17 protein-coding genes and 1 pseudogene are annotated in these 16763 nt (G+C 71.4%); 7 read left to right on the forward strand and 11 right to left on the reverse strand.

What is annotated here, in order from left to right; genetic code table 11:
* Nucleotides 1-27: 27 nt before the first annotated feature.
* Nucleotides 28-495: a DUF4442 domain-containing protein gene (locus tag IRY44_RS02720; RefSeq protein ID WP_194798866.1), complete on the reverse strand. Its 468-nt coding sequence runs from the start codon at nucleotides 493-495 to the stop codon at nucleotides 28-30.
* 131 nt (nucleotides 496-626) lie between these two features.
* Here IRY44_RS02720 and IRY44_RS02725 point away from each other — a divergent pair, with 131 nt between their 5' ends.
* Both IRY44_RS02725 and IRY44_RS02730 read left to right on the forward strand, forming a co-directional pair.
* A complete protein-coding gene (locus tag IRY44_RS02725; RefSeq protein ID WP_194798867.1) occupies nucleotides 627-1805 on the forward strand; it encodes a Fic family protein in 1179 nt (392 codons plus the stop codon).
* A gap of 86 nt (nucleotides 1806-1891) precedes the next feature.
* Nucleotides 1892-2416: a hypothetical protein gene (locus IRY44_RS02730; protein WP_194798868.1), complete on the forward strand. Its 525-nt coding sequence runs from the start codon at nucleotides 1892-1894 to the stop codon at nucleotides 2414-2416.
* Between the two features lie 21 nt (nucleotides 2417-2437).
* Here IRY44_RS02730 and IRY44_RS02735 read toward each other — a convergent pair whose 3' ends face one another.
* Nucleotides 2438-3394 (reverse strand): sulfotransferase, encoded by a 957-nt coding sequence (locus IRY44_RS02735; protein ID WP_228531256.1) that lies wholly within the window; start codon nucleotides 3392-3394, stop codon nucleotides 2438-2440.
* Between IRY44_RS02735 and IRY44_RS30595 the strand changes: the two are divergent.
* Nucleotides 3393-4097: pseudogene (locus IRY44_RS30595) on the forward strand (AAA family ATPase); the annotation flags it as partial. The gene IRY44_RS02735 and the pseudogene IRY44_RS30595 overlap by 2 nt on opposite strands.
* A 27-nt stretch (nucleotides 4098-4124) precedes the next feature.
* Complete coding sequence (locus IRY44_RS30600) at nucleotides 4125-4505, forward strand: nuclear transport factor 2 family protein (RefSeq protein ID WP_228531403.1); 381 nt, start codon at nucleotides 4125-4127, stop codon at nucleotides 4503-4505.
* Between the two features lie 12 nt (nucleotides 4506-4517).
* Here IRY44_RS30600 and IRY44_RS02745 read toward each other — a convergent pair whose 3' ends face one another.
* Genes IRY44_RS02745 through IRY44_RS02755 form a run of 3 tightly spaced genes read right to left on the reverse strand, consistent with a single transcriptional unit; the run spans nucleotide 4518 to nucleotide 6405 of the window.
* Nucleotides 4518-5429 (reverse strand): aminoglycoside phosphotransferase family protein, encoded by a 912-nt coding sequence (locus tag IRY44_RS02745; RefSeq protein WP_194798871.1) that lies wholly within the window; start codon nucleotides 5427-5429, stop codon nucleotides 4518-4520.
* Entirely contained in the window at nucleotides 5426-5614 is a 189-nt protein-coding gene (locus tag IRY44_RS02750) for a DUF397 domain-containing protein (protein WP_194798872.1), read from the reverse strand. Before IRY44_RS02750 ends, IRY44_RS02745 begins: the two co-directional genes overlap by 4 nt.
* The gene (locus tag IRY44_RS02755) at nucleotides 5605-6405 is read right to left on the reverse strand and encodes a helix-turn-helix transcriptional regulator (protein ID WP_194798873.1); all 801 of its coding nucleotides are present in this window, start codon (nucleotides 6403-6405) and stop codon (nucleotides 5605-5607) included. Before IRY44_RS02755 ends, IRY44_RS02750 begins: the two co-directional genes overlap by 10 nt.
* A gap of 157 nt (nucleotides 6406-6562) precedes the next feature.
* Between IRY44_RS02755 and IRY44_RS02760 the strand changes: the two genes are divergently transcribed.
* Together IRY44_RS02760 and IRY44_RS02765 are read left to right on the forward strand one after the other, a co-directional pair.
* On the forward strand, nucleotides 6563-6811 hold the full coding sequence (locus tag IRY44_RS02760; RefSeq protein WP_194798874.1) for a hypothetical protein: 249 nt from the start codon (nucleotides 6563-6565) through the stop codon (nucleotides 6809-6811).
* Nucleotides 6808-7140, forward strand: a complete 333-nt coding sequence (locus IRY44_RS02765; RefSeq protein ID WP_194798875.1) for a hypothetical protein — start codon at nucleotides 6808-6810, stop codon at nucleotides 7138-7140. Before IRY44_RS02760 ends, IRY44_RS02765 begins: the two co-directional genes overlap by 4 nt.
* A gap of 33 nt (nucleotides 7141-7173) precedes the next feature.
* Here the strand turns inward: IRY44_RS02765 and IRY44_RS02770 are convergent, their stop codons facing one another.
* The 6 genes from IRY44_RS02770 to IRY44_RS02795 form a co-directional block, all read right to left on the reverse strand.
* Complete coding sequence (locus IRY44_RS02770) at nucleotides 7174-8487, reverse strand: ABC transporter ATP-binding protein (protein WP_194798876.1); 1314 nt, start codon at nucleotides 8485-8487, stop codon at nucleotides 7174-7176.
* Nucleotides 8488-8644: 157 nt separating this feature from the next.
* Nucleotides 8645-10828, reverse strand: coding sequence for a bifunctional glycosyltransferase family 2 protein/CDP-glycerol:glycerophosphate glycerophosphotransferase (locus IRY44_RS02775; RefSeq protein ID WP_194798877.1), 2184 nt, complete (start codon nucleotides 10826-10828; stop codon nucleotides 8645-8647).
* 16 nt (nucleotides 10829-10844) lie between these two features.
* Nucleotides 10845-12797 carry a DUF5941 domain-containing protein gene (locus IRY44_RS02780; RefSeq protein ID WP_194798971.1) on the reverse strand — a complete coding sequence of 651 codons (1953 nt, stop codon included), beginning with the start codon at nucleotides 12795-12797 and terminating at the stop codon, nucleotides 10845-10847.
* An 83-nt stretch (nucleotides 12798-12880) separates the two neighbouring features.
* Nucleotides 12881-13624: an ABC transporter ATP-binding protein gene (locus IRY44_RS02785; RefSeq protein WP_013283732.1), complete on the reverse strand. Its 744-nt coding sequence runs from the start codon at nucleotides 13622-13624 to the stop codon at nucleotides 12881-12883.
* Nucleotides 13625-14452 carry an ABC transporter permease gene (locus IRY44_RS02790; RefSeq protein WP_194798878.1) on the reverse strand — a complete coding sequence of 276 codons (828 nt, stop codon included), beginning with the start codon at nucleotides 14450-14452 and terminating at the stop codon, nucleotides 13625-13627. It abuts the gene before it with no gap.
* A 66-nt stretch (nucleotides 14453-14518) separates the two neighbouring features.
* The gene (locus IRY44_RS02795) at nucleotides 14519-15889 is read right to left on the reverse strand and encodes an L-serine ammonia-lyase (protein WP_194798879.1); all 1371 of its coding nucleotides are present in this window, start codon (nucleotides 15887-15889) and stop codon (nucleotides 14519-14521) included.
* A gap of 628 nt (nucleotides 15890-16517) precedes the next feature.
* On the opposite strand from IRY44_RS02795, the gene IRY44_RS02800 reads away from it, so the two are divergent.
* Entirely contained in the window at nucleotides 16518-16721 is a 204-nt protein-coding gene (locus IRY44_RS02800; RefSeq protein ID WP_135242981.1) for a PspC domain-containing protein, read from the forward strand.
* Nucleotides 16722-16763 lie beyond the last annotated feature (42 nt).

A 16763-nucleotide genomic window follows, 5' to 3' on the forward strand; every position in this document is an offset into this window, starting at 1 on the left:
TCGCACCGGGCAAACACCATTCGGCGCTCAGCGGTTCGGGCGCAGCGTCCAGATCACGGTGAGCGAGGAGGTGAGCGTGCCGTCCTCGGTGTGGACCTCCACCTCGACCGGGAACTCCGGCCGCCGTCCGGCGTCCAGCTCCGCAAGCACCTCGGCGGGTACGCCGCCGAGCCGCGCCGTCGCCAGCACCGGCCCCATCGCCACCTTGAGGTAGCGGATGGTCGCGGTCACGGCCAGGGGTACGGCCCGGTCGAGCACCTGCCCGAACGCGGCCAGCACAACAGCGCCCGAGGCGGTCTCCCCCAGCGTGAACATGGCCCCGGCGTGCGGGCCGCCCACGTGGTTGTGGTGCGCCGGGTCGTCGGGGAGCCGGACCACGGCCCGGACCCCGCCCTCGGCCTCGGGCGCCACCTCGACGAACTCGATTCCGAGCGTGCGGGCGAACGGCACGGCTTCGAGGAGACCGGCCGCCACCTGGCGAGAGTCGATACTCATGCCCGAACGCTACTCGCCAGTAACTTCCCCGGCAAGGCATCGGGTCACGATGTCCCAATGTCACTAACTAAGTGACATCCGCGTCGACAAACGCTAGGCTTGTCTCTTATTAAGAGACATTAGGACATGAGATGATCTACGCCACCCCAGAACTCAGCGATCACGACGAGACCGTGCTGGCGGAGGTGCATGACATGCGCCGCACCCTCGCCGATGTCCTGCGCACTCCTCGCCGGTGGACCGGTGGCCTCCGACGCACGATGTTGGCCCGCGCGATTCTCGGCTCCAACAGCATTGAGGGCTACGTGGTCGCCGAGGACGACGCCGCCGCCGCGCTCGACGGCGAGGAACCGCTGAGCGCCGACGACCGGACCTTCGCCGAGATCCGGGGCTATCGGCAGGCTCTGGGATACGTGCTGCAAACCGCCGGGGATTCGCACTTCCGCTTCGAGACGTCGGTGATCCGCAGCATGCACTACATGATGCTCTCGCACGATTTGGGCAAGAGCCCGGGGCAATATCGCAAGGGCTCGATCTATGTACACGATGAGCGGACCGATGAGCGGGTGTACGAGGGCGCGGACGCTGACCACGTACCTCACCTCATGGAGGAACTAGCCGAAGATCTACGGTCGGACGTGACCGCCTCCCCGCTCGTCAAAGCAGCCATGGCGCATCTGAACCTGGTGATGATCCATCCGTTCCGCGATGGCAACGGGCGGATGGCACGCGCCCTTCAGACGCTGGTGCTTTCCCGCCGCGCAATCGTTGAGCCAGCCTTCTCCAGCATCGAGGAATGGCTGGGCAGCAACACGGAGGACTACTACCGAGTGCTGGCGGTTACCGGACGGGGCCGCTGGAACCCCGAGGGTTCGGCGCACCTCTGGGTGTCGTTCAACCTGCGCGCCCATCACATGCAGGCGCAGACCGTCGCGCGCCGCTTCGATGAGGCGTCTGGCATCTGGTCGAAGTTGGACGCGATCGTTGGCGAGAACAGGCTCCCTGAGCGGGTGACCGATCTGCTCTACGAGGCAGTCCTGGGCTATCGCATCCGCCGCTCCGGGTACGTCAAACTTGCCGATGTCGAGGATCGGACCGCATCTCGTGATCTGGCCAACCTTGTCGAGCACGGGCTACTGGAAGCACGTGGCGAACGGCGGGGAAGGCACTACGTCGCCGGTCCCACGCTGGTGATGGTGCGGGAACGGGTCCATGCTCAGCGCAAGCCGATCAGCGACCCCTATCCGGCCATGCCGGTCGTTCTCGCGACCGAGGCTGCCAATACGACCGGCTCAGGTGAGCGGTTGTAACCACGGTCCATTTCACGGCGCTGTCCGGCCCGGTGATCAGTCCAGCGGCGTTTCGGCGGCTGCCGACTCCGGGTAGCGAGTGGCCCATGAACCGCGATCTCGCGCGCGGGCTGACGGTGGCGTGGGCGCTGCCGGAGTTCCGCGACGGGCTGCGTCACCTCGTCGACCTCGACGAGGTGACAGTGCTGCTGGCCGCGCTGTCCCTTCCGGACCGCGACCGCGAGGTCGAGCGCAGCGCGCTGGGCCTGCTGCGGTCCGGGCTCGACAGCACCGAGGTCCGGGAGGCGGTGTTGCTGCTGCTGGAGCGGGACACCGTACGCCGGCCGCTCGTCGCCGCGGCGGTGGAGCCGCTCGCCGACCGGCCCGGCCTGGTCACCGCCGTCACGTCCGCGGCCGAGGATCCCCGGGTACGCCACGAGGTACGGGCGATGCTGGACAGCGCCGACGTCCGCGAGCTGATCTGGCGGGCGGTCGACGACCAGGTGAGCGACAACCGGTTCGGGCTGATCCGCCGGGCGGCGGTACTGTTCGTCAGGCACCCCAGCGCGCGCCGGCTGGGGTGGGCCCTGCGCCGGCACGGCGTGCTCCGCGAACTGCGCCACAAGGCGTGATCCGGGGAGCCATCGCGGCCGTCACTCGTACCCCATCGCGGGGATGATCTCGCCCAACTCCCGCTCGACGTACGCGCGGGTGCCGGCGTCGAACTGGTCGTCGCGGTGCGCCAGCTTGTCCGCCTGGAACGTCAACGCGGTGACGGCGTCCTCGACGCCGAGCCGCTCGAACAGGGCCCGCCGCTGCCCGGGCCAGTCGGCCGCGAGGTCCTCCGCCTTCACCTCGACGTATCGCCGGCCCGTCAGGTCGGCCGCGTTCCTCCAGGCCAGCCATCGGTGGTAGACCGGCACGAGGTAGGCGAGCACCCCGTCGACAGTGGACGGCGCCCACGGTTGGGCCAGGTGGGAGGCGAGCACCGAGACCGGGTGACGCTTGATGTGCACGATCGTCGCCTCGGGCACCAGTTCCCAGAGGAAGTCCAGGTTGAAGAGGTTGAACGGCGTCTTCTCGCACCAGGTCGGCTTGCCCGCGTCGGCCGCCGCCCCACCGAACAGGGTGTCGACCAGGCCCCGTAGGACGCCGATCAGTTCGCTCCGGTCACTGAAGTACCTCGGGACGGCCCGCCGTCGGCTGGCCGGCCCGAACGGCCCGGCGGGCCGGTCGCCGTCGCCGAAGCCCTCCGCGGGCGCGGGCTCCTCGAAGGCGTGCGCGATGAGCTGCGGCCAGAGCCGGTGTACGGCGTCCCGGTACCGACCCACGCCGACCAGCTCGGGCACGGTCTTGCCTCGGTCGTCACGCCGCCCGGGCACGCGTACGGTGAGGAAGTCGCTCAGCCGGTGCAGCGCGTCCTCGCCGACGATGGGGTCGTACCGGTCGGTGAGCGCGTCGGCCAGGTCCCGCAGGCCACCCGGTTCGACGAGGAACTTGGTCTCCATCGGGATCCGGTGGATCAGCGGATGCTGGCCGATGACGTCGGCGATCCGCGACGTGCCCGAACGACCAGTGCCCGCGACGAAGACCGGTGAGGGGGACGGCATGGACGGCAGTCAAACTCCCGGCCCGGCGCGGGGGCAATCCATTTATCCCCGCCGCGATCGGCTGATCGACCTCCTGGCCGACGCGGTCGGGTCCGTCACAGTGGCGCACCCGACGCGGGTCGCCGTCGACGGGCCGCCCGCCGCCGGCAAGACCACGCTCGCCGACGAGCTGGCCGCCGCCCTGCGGGCCCGCGGCCGGTACGTCATCCGGGCGACGGTCGACGACTTCCTCTTCCCCCGGGCACGGCGCTACCGACGCGGCGAGTTCTCGGCGCAGGGCTGCTACGTCGACACCCACGACCACGGGACGCTCAAGCGGGTGCTGCTCGATCCGCTCGGTCCGGGCGGCGAGCGGCGCTTCCGGCACACGGTCTACGACCACGCCACCGACGAGGTGCTGTCCCCGCCGCTCACCACCGCTCCCGCCGACGCCGTGCTGGTGTTCGACGGCGTCTTCCTCCTGCGCCCGGAACTGCTCGACCGGTGGGAGCTGCGCGTCTTCGTGTCCACCGCGCTCGACAAGACGGTGGATCGTGCCGTGATCCGCGAGAGCCGCGTGTCAGCGAGAGCCGACGTGGAACGGCGCTGGCGGGAGCGTTACCTGCCCGCCCAGCGGCTCTACTTCGCCACGGCCCGCCCGGCCGAGCACGCCCACGTCGTCGTGCACAACGACGATCCCCGGCAGCCGATCTGGGAGACCCGGACCCACCCGGGTGGCAGGCTGGCAATCATGGACAGGAATCGGGTGGCCGCCTGGATCGCGGCGTACGAGCAGGCGTGGCGCACACCGGGAACGGCGGCGCTGGGCACGATGTTCACCTCCGACGCGACCTATCGGCAGGGGCCGTACCGGGATCCGGTCGTCGGCCTGCCCGCCATCACCCGCATGTGGGACAGCGAGCGTGACGGACCCGACGAGGTCTTCGAGATGACATCGGAGATCGTCGCGGTCGACGGCGACACCGCTGTGGCCCGGGTACAGGTGCGGTACGGCGACCCCGTGCACCAGGAGTGGCGCGACCTCTGGATCATGCGGTTCGCCGAGGACGGCCGGTGCGTGTCGTTCGAGGAGTGGCCGTTCGCGCCGGAGAAGCGGGCCGCCGCCGGCTGAGAGACCGGCCGCCTATTCGGCGAACATCTCCCCGAGGATGCGTTGCGCCTCGGCCGACTCCTCCGCGTCCTCGGGGTCGTCGAAGGTGCGGGAGTAGGTGGAAAGCGTCTTCCAGAGGGCCCAGCCACGTCCGCGCGCCCAGGTCGCGTCGTCCACCGAGAGCCGCTCGCGGAACGCCGCCCGGCCCTCGGCGGTCAGCAACGTCCAGGCGATCGCCAGGTCGCAGGCCGGGTCACCGACGCCGCATGTCCCGAAGTCGATGACGGCCGCCAGCCGGCCGTGCGCGAGCAGCAGGTTCCCCGGGGCGATGTCGCCGTGGAACCAGCGGTCCACCCCGTCCCAGCGGGCGCCGACCGCTCGCGCCCAGATCTCGCGTATCAGCGCGGCATCGACGTGGCCGTCCAGCGCCACGAGCGCATCCTCGACCTTCTTGTCGTACGTGCGCAGCGTGCCGCCCCGGAACCAGTTGTGGACGCCCGGCTGCGGACCACCGGCGGCGTCGACGTCCCGCAGGGCCGCGAGGAATCCGGCCAGGTCGAGGGCGAACCGCACCGGGTCGGCGATCCGGCCCACGGCGGCGGTCTCGCCGTCGAGCCAGCGGTAGATCGACCACGGATACGGGTAGCCCGCACCCGGTTCGCCCTTCGCCAGCGGTGCGGGGATTGGTAGCGGCAGCCGAGCGGCGAGGGCCGGGAGCCACAGGTGTTCCTTCTCGACAGCCAGGGCGTACTCGGCAGCGCTGGGCAGGCGCGCCAGCAGCTCGGGGCCGAGGTGGAAGGTCCAGTTGTCCCAGCCGCCCTTGGCGACCGGTTCGATCCGGAGCTCGGCCAGGTGCGGGAACTGGTCGGCGACCAGGCGACGCACCTGCGCCACGTCGACGGCGGTGCGCCGTGGCGGGGGACCGAGATCCGGTACGTCGGTCACGCCCGTTTGGTGTGCGCGACGAACGCCGCCCAGCTCGACGGCGTGAACGTCAGCGCCGGCCCCTGCCGGTCCTTGCTGTCCCGCACCCCCACCACACCGGGCAGGTTGTCCGCCACCTCGACGCAGTCGCCGGAGTTGCCGCTGCTGCGGGTGCTCTTGCGCCAGATCGCGCCGGTCAACTCCATCGCTTCGCCGCCTCCGAGATCGCCGCCAGAGTCGCCCCGTGCGGCATAGCTTCCGCACCCACCGACTCCCAGGTTTGCCGAAGTGATTTTACGTCCGCGTGCCGCTCCACAATCGTGCCGTGCAACTGGTTGTCCAGGTAGCCCACGTCGTCACCGTCGGCGGGGGTCGCGAGCACGAAAGCACCGTTGAGCCCCGGATAGGCACCGACCGCTTCCGGCACCAGGTGCAGGTGCACGCGAGGCCGACGACCCACCTCGACCAGATGCGCCAACTGCTCCCGCATCACCTTTGGGCCGCCGACGGCGCGAGTGAGCACCGAATTGTCGAGCACCGCCACGAACTGCGGCGGCGCGGGGCGGTCCAGCACCGGCTGGCGAGCCAGGCGCGCGGCTACCTGCTGCTCCATCGCATCACCGACAAGTGGGCTAGCGCCCTCGTGCAGCGCACGGGCGTACTCCTCGGTCTGCAACAGGCCGGGCACCACCAGCGGTTGGAAGCTACGCAGTGAGGCAGCCTCCTGCTCGATGCTCACCCACTCGCGGAACCACGGCATCAGCGCCTCCTGCATCAGCGCGTCCCGGATCCGCACCAGCAGGCCGCCGCCGTTCAGCACCTCGTCGCAGCGCTCGGTGAACTCGGCGCGCGGCGCGCGGCGGCACTGCTCGACGGCCGCCACCAGCGACGCCGAATAGCTCACCCGCTCGCCCAGCGCCTCCTGGGTAAGCCCCGCATCGGTACGTAACCGGCGTAGCTCACCGGCGAACAGTTCCCACAACGGCACACGGATCATCTGCACACCTCTGCACACGGCTGCACACGGAAATCGGCCGGTCGGACGGCCGGGAAGGTGGGGGTGGAACGCCTTCCGACCCTAGCGGCGCGGTGACGAGACTGTCACGCAGTGGAGCCGAATTCGTCCGGTTCCCGCTACCGAGAGGAGTTGCGCCGTGCGACTGCGCTGGTTCCGCTGCCGGGGTGCGTCGGCACCGACACTGCCCCACCGGGTACGGGGCGACAACCTGCCGGAGTGGATGCGGCAGCCGACGCGTCCACTGCCGACGATGGGCCCCGGCCGGGTCGGCAACCTCACCCCGGCCCAGCAGTGGCGGGCGAACGGCGGTCGCTGGTCCGTACCGGAGCAGCGCGGAGGCGACGCCGACAACCGGCGAGACGGCCACCACGAGGAGCGCCGGTGATCAGCCACCAGCTCGGGCAGCCGCCGGACGGGCCCAGGCCCGATCGTCCCCGGCCGTATCCGTTGCACGCCACCCCGCACACGCCGCTGCGTCCGATGTGGTGTTGCCGGGCCTGCGGCCAGCCGTGGCCGTGCCCGATGGCCCGCCTGCTGCTCAAGACCGAGTACGAGGACAACCAGATCGGCCTGGCCATCTACCTGTGCGGGCTGTTCTACGAGGCCACGCGCGACCTCTACCGGCTCAACCCGGACGACGCGCCCGCCCCCGCCGACATGTTCGCCCGCTTCGTCGCCTGGGGCCCGCACCGGCGGCCGATCATCCGCGGATGAGCCGTCCGCCCGTCCGCGGATGCGACCGGCAGTTCACCGCCAGCCGACGTCGATACGGTCGCCTCGCTCGTCGAAGAAGTGCAGCGCGTCCATCCGCACCTGCACGGCGAGCGGGTGCCCGGGCGACACCTGCGGGTACGGCGCGAGCCGTACCGCCAGTTCCGCCGGACGACGGTGGTGGCGGCCCGGGTCGGGCAGCACGCTCGTCCGGTTGCCGCCGCCTCCGCCCGCCTCCGGGGCCGGGGCCGACGACTCCGTCGCGCGGCCGGTGAGCCGCTGCATCACCTGGTTGAACCGGCGCAGGCCGCGCTGGCCCGGTGCGGCCTGCTCGACCGGCGTGCCCATCTCGTCCACCACGATCGCGGTCGCGCCGATGTCGAGGAACGCGAGCGACTCGTGGCCGTGGTGCTCCAGGTAGCGGATGCGCCCGTGCAGCACGTCACCGGCGGTGTCCGGGGCGACCGGGGTGAGCGCCTCGGCGCGCATGCCGACCACGATCCGCTCACCGTGGTAGTGCGCCACCGCACGGCTGCGGATGTCGTCCCAGGGCAGGTAGAGCGACTGCTCACCGAGGTTCAGCGCGACGTACCGGTCGAGGTGGACATAGACCGACGCCTCCAGCAGGTTCATCCGCGGGCTGCCCAGGAACGCGGCGACGTAGAGCGTGGCCGGCCGCCCGTACACCTGGGTGGGGGTGCCCACGTCCTGGAGCACGCCCTTGCGCATGATGGCGACGCGGTCGGCCATGGTCAGCGCCTCGGCCTGGTCGTGGGTCACGTAGATGGTGGTTACGCCCAGTTCGCGGGTGAGTCCGGAGATCTCCGCCCGCAGTTCGGCGCGCAGCCCGCTGTCCAGGTTGGAAAGTGGCTCGTCCATCAGGAACAGGCCGGGCCGGCGCACTATCGCCCGCCCCATCGCGACCCGCTGCCGCTGGCCGCCGGAGAGCTGGCTGGGCTTGCGCCCGAGCACGTCGCCGATGCCGAGCGCGCTCGCCACGTCCTGGATCCGCTCGCCGCGCGGGGCGGGCTCGACGCCGCTCAGGCGCAGCGGGAAGCCGATGTTGTCGCCGACCGTCATGTGCGGATAGAGCGCGAAGTCCTGGAAGACCATGGCGATCTTCCGGTCGCGCGGTGGCAGGTCGTTCGCCAGCTCACCGCCGAGCATGATGGCACCGGAGGACGGGTCCTCCAGCCCGGCCACCATGCGCAGCACTGTCGATTTGCCGCATCCCGACGGGCCGAGCAGCACCATGAACTCGCCGTCGTTGACGTCCAGATTGATGGTGTCGACCGCGACTGTTCCGTCCGGGAACACCTTGGTGACATCCTTGAGCGCGACGGTCGCCACCGTCACCTCCCCAGTTCTTCGCCCCAAACCCGGGAATGACTGTGACCAGGATCATCTGATTCGCACATCGGGTAAACGTGCCATGTTCAGCTCGTGACAGTCCTATTAAGCGGTATTCGCCGGTCTCTGTCGTTAAGTGACCTGCCGGTAACCCCTTTTACGGCGATTCGCCGAGGAACACGCGGCGCACCACGCGCTCGGCGGCGTGGCCGTCGTCCAGCGCGCAGAACCGCGACCGGAACGCCGTCCGGGCCAACTCGGCCGCCTCGTCGTCGACCGCGCCGGAACGGAACACGTCGAGCAGCCCGGGGAAGTCCCGCGCGACCGCGCCGGGCGGCTCGGCCAGCAGGTCGAAGTAGACGCCACGGGCAACCCGGTAGGCGTCCCAGTCCGGCGCGTAGACCACGATCGGCCGGTCCAGCACCGCGTAGTCGAACATCGCCGAGGAATAGTCGGTGACCAGCACGTCCGCCGCCAGGTAGAGGTCCTCCACCCGCTCGTACGCGCTCACGTCCAGCACGCCGTCCGCCGCCGGCCCCCGGGGATGCCGCTCCCGGTCGTGGAAGTAGTGGCTGCGCATCAGCAGCCGGCCCCGGGGCCCGAGCACGTCGAGCATCCGGTCCGGGTCGAACGGCGGCCGCCACCCGGGCAGGTGCTCCCGGTGCGTCGGCGCGTAGAGCACCACGTACTCGTCGGGTGCGATGCCCAGCGCCGCGCGGACCTGGCCGCGGTCCTCGGCGGTGGCCAGCGCCAGCCGGTCGTTGCGCGGGTAGCCGACCTCGAGCGTGGTGTAGTCCGCCGGGTACGCCCGCTCCCACATCTGCGTGGAGAAGCTGTTCGAGGTGATGCTGTAGTCCCAGCGGTCGACCCGGCGCAGCAGGCCGGCGAAGTTCATCCCCATCGCTCCCACCGGGTAGCGCTGCTGGTCCAGGCCCATCACCTTGACCGGCGTGCCGTGGTGGGTCTGCACGTGCACCGACCCGGGCCGCTTGCGCACGAAGTCCGGGAAGTTGACGTTGTTGACCAGCCAGCGGGCGCGGGCCAGGACGCGGTGGTACTCGCGGCTGCCGGCCACCACGTACTCGACGCCCGGCGGCAACGTGGCCACCCGGTCGCGGCGGACGACCCACACGCCGCGTACCTGCGGCGCGAGCCGGCGGGCCGCCTCGTAGATCGCCGCCGGGTTGCACGAGTAGCCCCGGTACCAGTAGGCCGCGTACACGGCGAGCGTCGGGTCGATCGGCCGGTGCAACTCGGCCCGGTAGTACTCGCCCAGCGCCAGGTCACGCGCCCGCCGGGCGGTACGCCGCACCACAGGTGTCACCCGTCGCCGGGCCCGCCGCGCGGTCCGCCGGGCCGTCTCCCCCGCCTGGTGCGCCTCGCGCAACGCGCTGAACGTCCGCCAGCGCCCGGCCGCCACCAGCCGGTGCTTGAGCCCTTCCGGGCCGGGCGGGACCGGGTAGCCCTCGGACGGCAGGAACCGCACGTAGTCGGCGTGCATCTGGGCGAAGAACGGTGCCCGCAGCTCGGGCGCGATCCGGTCGCCGTTGCCGAGCACCGTGAGGTAGTGCCAGATCATCCGCTCGAAGACGGCCGGCCGCAGTCCGGTCACCTGCCAGCGGTCCATCAGCCCGAACACCCGGTGCCACTGCGCGAAGACCTCGAAGTGCCGGTCCCCCCGGGTCTTCGTGATCGCGCCGGTGCGGCGTTGCCGGTAGTTCAGGCAGATCCGGTCGAGTACGCCGATCCGCCCGGCGGCCATCAGCGCCGGATAGCTGAACGACACGTCCTCGTACCAGCCCGGTTCGAAGCGCAGCCCGCGTTCGAGCAGGAACTCCCGGCGTACCACCCGGTTCCACGCGGTGTGCAGCAGCTTCAGCGTCTCCGGCCGGTCCCGCAGCGTGAACGTCGTCGCGCCGGGCGGGTCGGGGAACACGTCGCGCATCGCGCTGCGGGTGCCGATGTTGTTCCAGTGCGCCCGGACGTGGTCGACGATCAGCACGTCCGGCGCGGTGTCGCGGAGCCGGTCCGCGACGTGCGGCAGGCAGCCGGGCACCAGCCAGTCGTCCCCGTCGACGAACCACACGTACTCGCCGACGGCCCGGTCCAGCCCGATGTTGCGGGCCGGACCGAGCCCGACGTTCTCGGCGAGCCGCACCGGGCGGACCCGGGGGTCACGCAGCGCGTACTCGGCCAGGATCTCGCCGCTGTCGTCCGGGGAGGCGTCGTCGACACCGATCACCTCGATGTCGCCGAACGGCTGGTCGAGGATCGAGTCGAGGCATTCCCGCAGGTAGCCCTGCACCTTGAAGGCCGGCACGACGAAGCTGATCAAGGTCACCCCGGCCCGCCCTCCGTCAGCCCGGCGAGCGCACACCCCCACGGGCGCGGGCCGGCAGGACCACCCAGGCGAGGACCACGCTCGCGACAAAAACCACGAGAAGGTACGCACCGAGTGTAGCCAGAGCGATACTCGCATATCCGGCGATCAGCCCGATTACCAGCAACACCGAACGTGCCGCCCAGCCCAACGTGGCCGCGTGCAGTGGTGGTGCCGACTGCCGCTTCTCCAGCCGGGCGGTCAGGTCGTAGTGCAGCAGCGTGAGCACCAGCACGTACCCGAAGATCAGCCATGCGGGCGCCCGGCCCGCCACGCCGATCGCGATCGCGAACAGGTACTCGGCGGCTCGCAGCGCAGCAGGCACCAGCCAGTCCAGCGACCCGTCGTGCGACGCCCGCGAGCCCTGGGCCGCACCGAGCAGCAGCACCAGCGCGAGCACCGGCACCCAGATCGGCAGGTCGCCGCCGCCGTGCACCGCGAGCAGCGCCCACACCAGCGTCCCGGCCGCGCCGAGCGCGCCGAGCACCGCCAGCAGCAGCGGCCGTCGTGCGACCGGCAGCGTCCGGGCCAGCAGGCCGTCGTCCCGGTGCAGAGCCGCGTCCACGGTGGCCATCACCGGCACCCGCATCCACCGCGCCCGCAAGGTCCGCAACCCCCCGGTGTACGCGAACGCCAGCGTCCCCCAGACCAGCACCGCGACCAGCGCCACCAGCGGCCCGAACAGCGCGGCGGCAATGGCGATGAGCGCCCACCGCTCCCCGATCGGGAACACCACAGTGCGCTTCAGCCAGTACGACACCGAGCCGGTGTCCGCCTGCACCCGGGTCGACGCGGCGTTCAGCTTCCCGCCGATGCCGCCCGCGTCGGCGCTCACCACCTTCGGCCGCCGGGCCGCCTCGTCGTGCAGCGCGCCGTACCAGGTGTCGGTCATGTGCCGCACGGTCTGCAACGTCATCGCGGCGAGCGCCAGCGCCCAGCCGTAGCGGAATCCGGCATGCGTGGCGCCGAAGCCGAGACCGGCGTAGACCACGTACTCCTTGAACCGGTCGGCCATCGTGTCCAGCCAGCCGCCCCAGGCGCTGAAGTGCCGGGTGTAGCGGGCGAGCTGCCCGTCCACGCAGTCCAGCACGAAACCCAGGTAGAGCAGGACCGCACCGGCCACCAGCGCCGGCCGTCCACCGGTGCCGAACAGCACCGCCGCGGCCACCGCGAACGCCACCGAGACCAGGGTGACCCCGGTCGGACCGATCCCGATGCGTGCCGCCGCCTTGGTGACGTACGGGGACCAGGTGCTGACGAAGAACGTGGTGAAGAAGTCGTCCCGCTCCTTCACCGACAGCTTCAACTCGGCGCGGTCCTCGTCGACGGCGGCCACCGCCGCCTCGGCCGCCTCCCGCTGCGCCTCGTCGCCCACCCGGTGCGCCACGAGCAGACGTACCCGGTGGGCGAAGATCAGCGTGCCGCGGGCGGCGAGGCCGGCCACGAGCCGGTCCACCGCGTCCAGCGGCCCGCCCCCGGCGGTGCCGGGCGCGGCCGGGGCGGCCAGGTCGGACGGCGGCACGTCGGGGACGGTACCCGCGGCGCGGCGGGCGGCCTCGGCGAGCGCGGGCAGGTCGGCCGCGCCCACCCGCAGCGCGCCGCCGAACACGCCGCTCGGGTCGGCGGCGCCGACCTCGACCACCTGCCCGCGCTCCTCGCGCACCGTGGCCTGCCCAGGAGCGGGCGGATCGGTGAGCACCAGCGCCACCGTCGGCCCCACCGGGCTGGTCGCGAGGTGCTTGAGTACGGCGGTGTGCGCCACCAGGTCAGCGCCGCTCACCAGCACCGGCCCGGTCGCGCCGGCCACCAGGTCGGCCAGCTCGGTCAGGTCGGCGGCAATACGCACGTCGTCCGCCCCGGCCCGGCGCCACTGCGCGGCCAGCCGCTCGGTGAGTGGTTCCCCGGCAGGTCGGCCCGCTGTCGGCTCGATCGGACGGCCCGGCTCGGCCGGACGGCCCGGCGGCTCGGTGAGGTGGCCCGCCGCCGGTTCGGCGGCGAGCACGATCGCGAGCGTCACCGCTTCGCCGCGTCGGCGTAGGCCGCCAGCGCCTCGTCGATCGTCCCGTCGACGATCAGCCGTCCGGCGTCGAGGTACAGCCCCCGACGGCAGAACCGGGTGAGGTCCTTGTCGTTGTGTGACACCAGCACCAGCGTGCGCCCTTCCGCGAGAAGTCGCTCGATGGTCGCATAGCACTTCGCGCGGAACTCCGCGTCCCCGACCGCTGTCACCTCGTCCACAAGCAGCACCGGGTGCGGCAGGTGCGCGATCACCGCAAACCCGAGCCGCACCTTCATCCCCGACGAGTAGTGCCGCACCGACGTGTCGATGGCCCGTTCCACCTGCTCACCGGCGAACGAGACGATCTCGTCGAAGTGCTCCCGCAGGTACGCCGACGACAGCCCGTGCAGCCCGCCCACCAGGTAGAGGTTCTCCCGCCCGGTCAGGTCGCCGGAGAACCCGGCGGACAGTTCGAGCAGCGGCGCCACCCGGCCGTGCACCCGGATCGAGCCCTCGTCCGGGATGAGCACACCGGCGATCAGCCGCAGCAGCGTGCTCTTGCCGGTGCCGTTGCGGCCCACCACGCCCACCGTCTCGCCCGGCTCGACCCGGAACGACAGGTCACGCAGCGGCCAGAACCGGCCCGCGTCCGGGTCGCGGGCGCCCCGGTGCACGATCAGCTCCCGCAGCCGCAGCTGACGGCGCCGGTTGCGGACGAACCGGATGCCGAGCCCGTCCGCCTCGATGATCGGAGCCATTCAGAGTTCCTTCAGCACTGCCGGTTCGAGGCGGTGGAACGCCCACCAGCCCAGCGCCAGCACCAGCACGCTGCCGGACACCGTGATCGTGAGCAGCCGGGCATCGGGGAACTCGTCCGGATACCAGACCGCGTGGTGCAGCTGGAAGATCCCGACCAGCGGGTTCAGCTCGTACCCGATCTTGAGCCAGCCCGGCATGCCCGACTCCCGCACCAGGCCGAGCGGATAGATGATCGGCGTCGCGTAGAACAGCAGCCGGATGATCAACCGCATGGTGCGTTCGATGTCGCGCATCAGCACGTTGCCCGCCGACAGCAGCAACGCCAGGCCCACCAGCAGCACGAACTGCACCGACACCGCCAGCGGCAGGGCGAGCAGGCTCCAGCCGGGGCGGATCTTCCCCTGGCTCGCATAGATCGCCGCGACGGCGGCCAGGATCGGCAACCCGGCCAGGTACTCGGCGAACCGGCCGGCGACCCGCCCGATCGGGAAGATCGGCCGAGGCAGGTTCATCGTGGTGATCAGCCGGGACTGCCCGGTGAGCGCGTTCGCGGCCTCGGTCAGCGCCGAGCTCGCCCACATCCAGGCGAAGATGCCGGTGATCAGGAACAGCGGGTACGACCCGGCCGCCTCGCCCAGGTGCCGCCGGGTCGCGCCGGAGTAGAGCACGCCGAAGACGAACCAGTAGATCAGGCCCATGCCGAGCGGCTCGATCAGCGACCAGAAGTAGCCCAGCACCGACTGCTGGTACTTCACCGCGAGATCCCGGCGGACCAGGATGCGCAGCGAGGTGCGGGCGGACCAGAGCGCCGCGACGCCTGACGTCACCGCATGATGGTCGCTTTGCCAGTCGCGCTCCCGGGCCGGGTGCGGGCCGGGATCACCCCAACGAGGTCAGCACTCGATCACGTTGACGGCGAGCCCGCCGCGCGCGGTCTCCTTGTACTTGACCTTCATGTCCGCGCCGGTCTCCCGCATGGTCTTGATGACCTTGTCCAGCGACACGTGGTGCACCCCGTCGCCCCGCAACGCCAGCCGCGCCGCGGTGATCGCCTTGATGCTCGCCACCGCGTTGCGCTCGATGCACGGGATCTGCACCAGGCCGCCCACCGGATCGCAGGTCAGCCCCAGGTTGTGCTCCATGCCGATCTCGGCGGCGTTCTCCACCTGCTCCGGCGTACCGCCGAGCGCCTCGGCCAGCCCGGCCGCCGCCATCGAGCACGCCGAACCGACCTCGCCCTGACAGCCCACCTCGGCCCCGGAGATCGACGCGTTCTCCTTGAACAACACACCGATCGCGCCCGCCGCCAGCAGGAACCGGACCACGCCCTCCTCGGAGGCACCCGGTACGAACCGGGTGTAGTAGTGCAGCACGGCCGGGATGATCCCGGCAGCCCCGTTCGTCGGCGCGGTGACCACCCGCCCGCCGGCCGCGTTCTCCTCGTTGACCGCCAACGCGAACAACGTCACCCAGTCCATCGCGCGCAGCGGATCCCCGCTGCCGGTCTCCGCCTCCAGGCCGCGCCGCATCTCCGCCGCGCGCCGCCGGACCTTCAACCCACCCGGGAGTACGCCGTCGCGGGTGCAGCCGCTCTCCACGCACTCGCGCATCACCCGCCAGATCTCCAGCAGCCCCGCCCGCACGTCCGCCTCGCTGCGCCAGGACAACTCGTTGGCGAGCATCACCTCGCTGATCGACAGACCCGTCTCGGAGGTGACGGTCAGCAGTTCCGCGCCGGTGAGGAACGGATGCCGGACCCGGGTGCTGTCCGCCTTGATCCGGTCCGCCCCGGCCGCCGCCTCGTCCACCACGAACCCGCCACCGACCGAGTAGTACGTGCGCGTCCGCACCTCGTTCCCGGCCGCGTCGTACGCCGCGAACGTCATCCCGTTCGGGTGGTACGGCAACGACCGCCGGCGGTGCAGCACCAGATCGGTGTCCGGGTCGAAGTCGATCCCCTGGCTGCCGAACAGGTCGAGCCGCCGCTGCGTGCGGATCCGCTCCACCCGAGGCCCCACCGAGTCGGTGTCGACGGTCTCCGGGACCTCGCCCTCCAGCCCCAGCAGCACCGCCCGGTCACTGCCGTGCCCGTGCCCGGTCGCGCCGAGCGAACCGAACAGCTCCGCCCGTACCCGCGCCACGTCGGCGAGCTGCCCGTCGGCCTTCAGGCCCGCCACGAACGTACGGGCGGCCCGCATCGGCCCGACGGTGTGCGAGCTGGACGGCCCGATACCGACACTGAAAAGATCGAAGACACTGATCATTTGCTGTTTCCTCGCCGTCGTCCCCGTTGTGCGGATCCGAGCCGGTGCGTAGGTGCCGCGCCCGCCGGGCGGGTAGACGGCCGGCGCCCGGGGTGGGGGCGCCCGACCGGCGAGCCTACCTCGCCCCCGTGAATACCCGCCCCCACTCCGCCACATACCCGACCCGCCGCCCCCCTCCCGCCCCGCCCCGCCCCGCCCCGTCGATCTTGGAGTTGTGGCACCCAGGATGCCCGATTAACGCAGTTCGCGAGGTGCCACAACTCCAAGATCGACGCATCCATCCCGGCTCCCGGCGAGGCGGAACGCGCTCGACGCAGCGGTCCGGCCGAACGCCCCGCCACCCCACCAATCCCGCGATCTTGCAGTTGCGGCCCTCGGAAAGGGTGTGAATGGGGCAGAACATGGGCCGCAAGTGCAAGATCGCGGAAGCGGAGCAGGGCGGGAGGCGGGGGGCGGGGAGCGGGGCGGGGAGCGGGGCGGGGAGCGGGGGTGCGTTGGCGGGGAGGGGCCGGGGTAAGCACCTACGGGTGCCCGGGTCGCCGATCCTCCTCGGGGCTGAGGGCGCGGCGCGTACCCCTTTCTACCGTGGAATCAGCGCGGCGGATCGCCGCAGAAGTGGGAGACGACGATGAGTCGCAAACTGGTCCGGCCCCGCCAGGGGCGCATGATCGCCGGTGTCTGCGCCGGCCTGGGGCAGCGGTTCGGCATGTCGGCCGGCATGGTCCGGCTGCTGTTCCTGCTGTCGCTGCTGCTGCCCGGCACGCAGGTCATCATCTACCTGGTCCTGTGGGTCCTGATGCCGAACGAGGACCGCTACCTCGCCACCCGCTGACGCGACACGAGCCGGGACGCCGGCACACACGCGACGCGCCCG

Source organism: Micromonospora sp. ANENR4, assembly GCF_015354395.1.
Taxonomy (GTDB): domain Bacteria; phylum Actinomycetota; class Actinomycetes; order Mycobacteriales; family Micromonosporaceae; genus Micromonospora; species Micromonospora aurantiaca.

Excerpts from the sequence above, each read along its gene's own strand:
- IRY44_RS02785 (WP_013283732.1), bottom strand. The coding sequence starts at position 13,624 with ATGGCTCCGATCATCGAGGCGGACGGGCTCGGCATCCGGTTCGTCCGC.
- IRY44_RS02750 (WP_194798872.1), bottom strand. The coding sequence starts at position 5,614 with ATGGAGTTGACCGGCGCGATCTGGCGCAAGAGCACCCGCAGCAGCGGC.
- IRY44_RS02800 (WP_135242981.1), top strand. The coding sequence starts at position 16,518 with ATGAGTCGCAAACTGGTCCGGCCCCGCCAGGGGCGCATGATCGCCGGT.
- IRY44_RS30600 (WP_228531403.1), top strand. The coding sequence starts at position 4,125 with ATGGACAGGAATCGGGTGGCCGCCTGGATCGCGGCGTACGAGCAGGCG.
- IRY44_RS02755 (WP_194798873.1), bottom strand. The coding sequence starts at position 6,405 with ATGATCCGTGTGCCGTTGTGGGAACTGTTCGCCGGTGAGCTACGCCGG.
- IRY44_RS02795 (WP_194798879.1), bottom strand. The coding sequence starts at position 15,889 with ATGATCAGTGTCTTCGATCTTTTCAGTGTCGGTATCGGGCCGTCCAGC.
- IRY44_RS02720 (WP_194798866.1), bottom strand. The coding sequence starts at position 495 with ATGAGTATCGACTCTCGCCAGGTGGCGGCCGGTCTCCTCGAAGCCGTG.
- IRY44_RS02735 (WP_228531256.1), bottom strand. The coding sequence starts at position 3,394 with ATGCCGTCCCCCTCACCGGTCTTCGTCGCGGGCACTGGTCGTTCGGGC.
- IRY44_RS02725 (WP_194798867.1), top strand. The coding sequence starts at position 627 with ATGATCTACGCCACCCCAGAACTCAGCGATCACGACGAGACCGTGCTG.
- IRY44_RS02730 (WP_194798868.1), top strand. The coding sequence starts at position 1,892 with ATGAACCGCGATCTCGCGCGCGGGCTGACGGTGGCGTGGGCGCTGCCG.